Below are 3,943 nucleotides of genomic sequence, written 5' to 3'. Positions count from 1 at the left end.
GGGCCACTTTCGTCGGACGGGACCGGGCCAGCCGGGTGGGCTCGTTCACCGGCAGCGGATTGAACGCCGACCGCACCGACATCCAGATAGCCAACGTGACCTACCTGCAGAAGGAATACCGGGACTTACTGCTGCAGATTCGGCCGGCCTTCGGCGGCAATATCATCGCCACCATCATCACCCCCCAGGTGCCGGTCCAGATGGCGACCGTTCGGGAAGGAGTGATGGAGAAAGTGGCCACCGACGCAATTCCGGCAGGGAAGGTAACCGAAATCCCCTATGCTCCTGACGACATGGCTGCGGTGATCAAAATAATTGAACGCCATCACGAAGAGAACAGGGTCAATTTGAAAACGGCGCCCATTATCGTCTCCGGCGGTTATGGCATGGGTTCCAGGGAGAATTTCAAGCTACTGTTTGAGCTGGCCGACCTTCTGGGCGGTGAAGTTGCCGGGAGCCGGGCGGCGGTGGACGCGGGATTTGTCCCCCCCGACCGACAAGTGGGTCAAACGGGAGTCACGGTGCGGCCGAAGCTGTATATCGCCTGCGGCATATCCGGTGCCATCCAGCACCGGGCCGGGATGAAAGATGCCAAAAAAATTATCGCCATTAACGTTGATCCCGAGGCCCCCATCTTCGAAATCTGCCACTACGGTATTGTCGGCGATGCCATGGAAGTCATTCCAATGTTCATTGAAGCCTATCGGGGCCGATTAAGATAGAGGGGGCAGATGCCGAATTACTTTACCGACAATCCCGACCTGGTATTTCACTTTGAGAACCTGGATATAGAAGAGATCGTCGCTATTGCCGAGGACAATTATCGCGATGCGCAATCCTACAATTATGCCCCGACCGACTACCCGGACGCCATCGAGAATTATGGCAAGGTTCTGGAGATCGTCGGTGACATCGCCGCCAATTTCGTAGCACCCCGGGCAGCGGAAGTGGACATGGAAGGCAATACCATCAAGGACGGCCGCGTCACCTATGCCAAAGGAATCCAGGAGTCCCTGAACCAGCTTGCCCAGGCGGAGTTGATGGGATGCACCCTCCCCCGACGATACGGGGGCTTGAACTTCCCTACCACGATATACACCATGGCTATTGAGATGATCTCGCGGGCCGATGCCTCATTGATGAACCTGTTCGGCCTGCAGGATGTCGGCGTTACGATCTACAAATACGGCACGGAAGAGCAGCGGGCCGAGTTTCTGCCCAAATTTGCCAGCGGTGAATGCACCGGTGCGATGGTCCTCACCGAACCGGACGCGGGTTCGGACCTGCAGGCCGTTATGCTGCAGGCTTATCAGGATGACAAAGGGGATTGGTATTTGCGGGGGGTGAAGCGCTTTATCACGAACGGGTGCGGCGACATACTGCTGGTGTTAGCCCGTTCCGAGCCGGGTACCAGGGACGCCCGCGGATTGAGCCTGTTTGTCTGCTATGGTGACGATTCGGTTAAAGTCCGGCGCATTGAGAACAAGTTCGGTATCCGCGGCTCGCCGACCTGTGAACTGCAGTTCAATAACACCCCGGCCCAGCTGATCGGGAAGCGGAAGTTCGGCCTGATAAAATACGTTATGGACCTGATGAACGGTGCCCGGCTGGGGGTAGCGGCCCAGGCGCTGGGCATTTCACAGGCCGCCTATGAGGAAGCCCTGAAGTATGCCCAGGCCCGGGAGCAATTCGGCAAAAAAATCTATCACATCCCCGTCGTCACGAACATGCTGATCGACATGCGGGTCACCCTGGAAAGCAATCGCTCGCTGCTGTACGCCACGGCCAGGTGGGTCGATCTCCGGGATAAGCTGGAGGAGCAGATATCCCGGCTCAAAGAAGAGGGTAAGCCCATTGAGGAACAGAACCTACGTTTCAGGGAAGCCTCCCGGATCGCTGCGCTGCTAACCCCGATCGCGAAATACGTGCTCTCGGAGTCCGCGAATCAAATCTGCTATGATGCCCTGCAGATTCACGGCGGAGCCGGCTATATGAAGGAATTCGGTATTGAGCGGCTGGTGAGAGATGCCCGCATAACCAATATCTATGAGGGTACCTCGCAGATGCAAATTGTGGCCGCCACCGGAGGGGTTATCAATGACATCCTGGCCGAACATTTCAATCAGAAAGAAGAACACGCCTACAAGGGTGCTCTTATAAAGCTAACCGACTGTCTGAAGGAGATACGTCAGATATTTCACGAGAGCCTGAGATATGTCCTAGATAAGCAGGACAAATATTTTCAAGATGTTGCTGCAAAGGAACTGGTGGAGATATATAGCTACATTTACATAGGCTATCTGCTGCTCGATGAAGCCGAGCTCTCCAGCCGTAAGGTCTTTATCGCCAACCGATATATCGTCAGTGCCCTGGCAAGGGCCCGCACACATGCGGAAGCGATAAAAAATGAACAATTTTCCGACCTATTGCACGCGGATAAAATTTTGATCTAGTCCTGCCCACAACGCTGCGCGCCAGCCAAGATCAATAGCGATTCCCCAGCCCCATTATTTCATAGTCCGCTAATGATTCACGAGTAAATCAAGACCGGTCCTGCCAGCCATTTATTTTAAGTTTGCCTCTGCATATTTGACTGATTATTTTCGGATAAACATATCCCATTATTATGCTCTACACGAAGTCTTCAGAATATGCGATCCAGGCCATGATCTATCTGGCCGAGCACGAAGGGGGAGAAGGTTTGTCGATGGTGAGCGCCATCGCAGAGGCGTATAACATTCCCAAGCAGTTTTTAGCCAAGCTGATCCAGACCCTTACCCGCAACCGCTTGGTCAAGAGTTATCGGGGGCGGAAAGGTGGCATCGAGCTGGCACGCCCCGCAAAAGACATCACCTTATTGCAGATTGTGCACGCCATTGAAGGGACGCCTCCCCAACAAGAACGCTGCGTGATCGGATTGGACGTCTGTTCCGATGAAGTGAGCTGTCCCCTGCATAACGAGTGGACTCACATCCGAAGCCTGGTGCGGGATACACTAGAGCACCAGACGCTAGCCGATCTGGCCGAGGGCATGCGGGCGAAAAGGCAGGAGCTGACCCAACTTCTCCGGGTAACAAGCACGGAATAGGTTAGAGTTCCGCTGCGCCGATATCGTTTCCTCATATCGACTAAGGCCCCGGAAGTTACGCCGGGGCCTTTGAATTATTTCGATGTCTCAGGGAGGATTAGTTTCAATTACGCATTGAGCAGCTGTTTAACACGTCCCACCGCCCTGGAAGCGTCATACGCATAGGCATCGGCCCCAATTTCACGCGCATATTCCTCGGAAACAGGCGCTCCTCCAACAATGGTTTTAATCCTGCCACTGAGCCCTTTATCCTTTAGCAGCTCAATCACACTCTTCATCACCGGTGCGGTTGTCGTTAAAAGGGCAGACATTCCGATTACCTTCGCTTCTTCCCTCAGGGCAGCTTTTATGAACTCCTCAGCCGGGACATCTTTACCCAGATCGATGACTTCAAATCCCGCCCCCCTCAACATAATCCCCACGAGATTCTTGCCGATGTCGTGGAGATCACCGTGAACCGTCCCGATGACAATTTTACCCAGGCTGGGAATCTCGGCTTCAATCAGTAGGGGTTTCAGCTGATCCAATCCCGCGTACATAGCCCTGGCTGCCAGGAGAACTTCAGGTAGAAAAATTCCGTGCCTGCCAAACTTCTCACTGACAATATTCATGCCCGCAATGAGGCCACTGTCCAATATTTCTTTAGGGGAAATATTTTGTGCTATGGCCTGGGCAGTTAATTCAAACACTTTCTGATCGTCACCACTCTGCAGTGACTCCGAAATGTGCTGAAAAATATCCATACCGTCCCCCTTCACGCTGATTACAATTTCATGTGGCCGATAGCTTTTTCATTCGTTCCCGACACGAATAGGTCTGGCAGAGTTTGCAGAAAGTGTAGTTGGGTTTAAAGAT

4 protein-coding genes are annotated in these 3,943 nt (G+C 53.6%); 3 read left to right on the top strand and 1 reads right to left on the bottom strand.

Annotated elements, in window-relative coordinates; translation table 11 throughout:
- The 3 genes from ACETWG_07440 to ACETWG_07430 all read left to right on the top strand — a co-directional run.
- Positions 1 to 722, top strand: a 722-nt coding sequence (locus tag ACETWG_07440; protein MFB0516420.1) for an electron transfer flavoprotein subunit alpha/FixB family protein, incomplete at its 5' end; no start/stop codon positions are given.
- Positions 723 to 731: 9 nt separating this feature from the next.
- Positions 732 to 2,453: an acyl-CoA dehydrogenase family protein gene (locus ACETWG_07435; GenBank protein MFB0516419.1), complete on the top strand. Its 1,722-nt coding sequence runs from the start codon at positions 732 to 734 to the stop codon at positions 2,451 to 2,453.
- Between the two features lie 173 nt (positions 2,454 to 2,626).
- Complete coding sequence (locus ACETWG_07430) at positions 2,627 to 3,088, top strand: Rrf2 family transcriptional regulator (protein MFB0516418.1); 462 nt, start codon at positions 2,627 to 2,629, stop codon at positions 3,086 to 3,088.
- 107 nt (positions 3,089 to 3,195) lie between these two features.
- Here ACETWG_07430 and ACETWG_07425 read toward each other — a convergent pair whose 3' ends face one another.
- Positions 3,196 to 3,831: a corrinoid protein gene (locus ACETWG_07425; protein ID MFB0516417.1), complete on the bottom strand. Its 636-nt coding sequence runs from the start codon at positions 3,829 to 3,831 to the stop codon at positions 3,196 to 3,198.
- Positions 3,832 to 3,943: the final 112 nt, after the last annotated feature.

Source organism: Candidatus Neomarinimicrobiota bacterium (assembly GCA_041862535.1).
In the GTDB taxonomy this organism is placed as follows: Bacteria; Fidelibacterota; Marinisomatia; order SCGC-AAA003-L08; family TS1B11.
Note: the sequence above shows the minus strand (reverse complement) of the source record. Positions and strands in the feature narration are given on the sequence as shown.

Excerpts from the sequence above, each read along its gene's own strand:
- ACETWG_07430 (MFB0516418.1), top strand. The coding sequence starts at position 2,627 with ATGCTCTACACGAAGTCTTCAGAATATGCGATCCAGGCCATGATCTAT.
- ACETWG_07435 (MFB0516419.1), top strand. The coding sequence starts at position 732 with ATGCCGAATTACTTTACCGACAATCCCGACCTGGTATTTCACTTTGAG.
- ACETWG_07425 (MFB0516417.1), bottom strand. The coding sequence starts at position 3,831 with ATGGATATTTTTCAGCACATTTCGGAGTCACTGCAGAGTGGTGACGAT.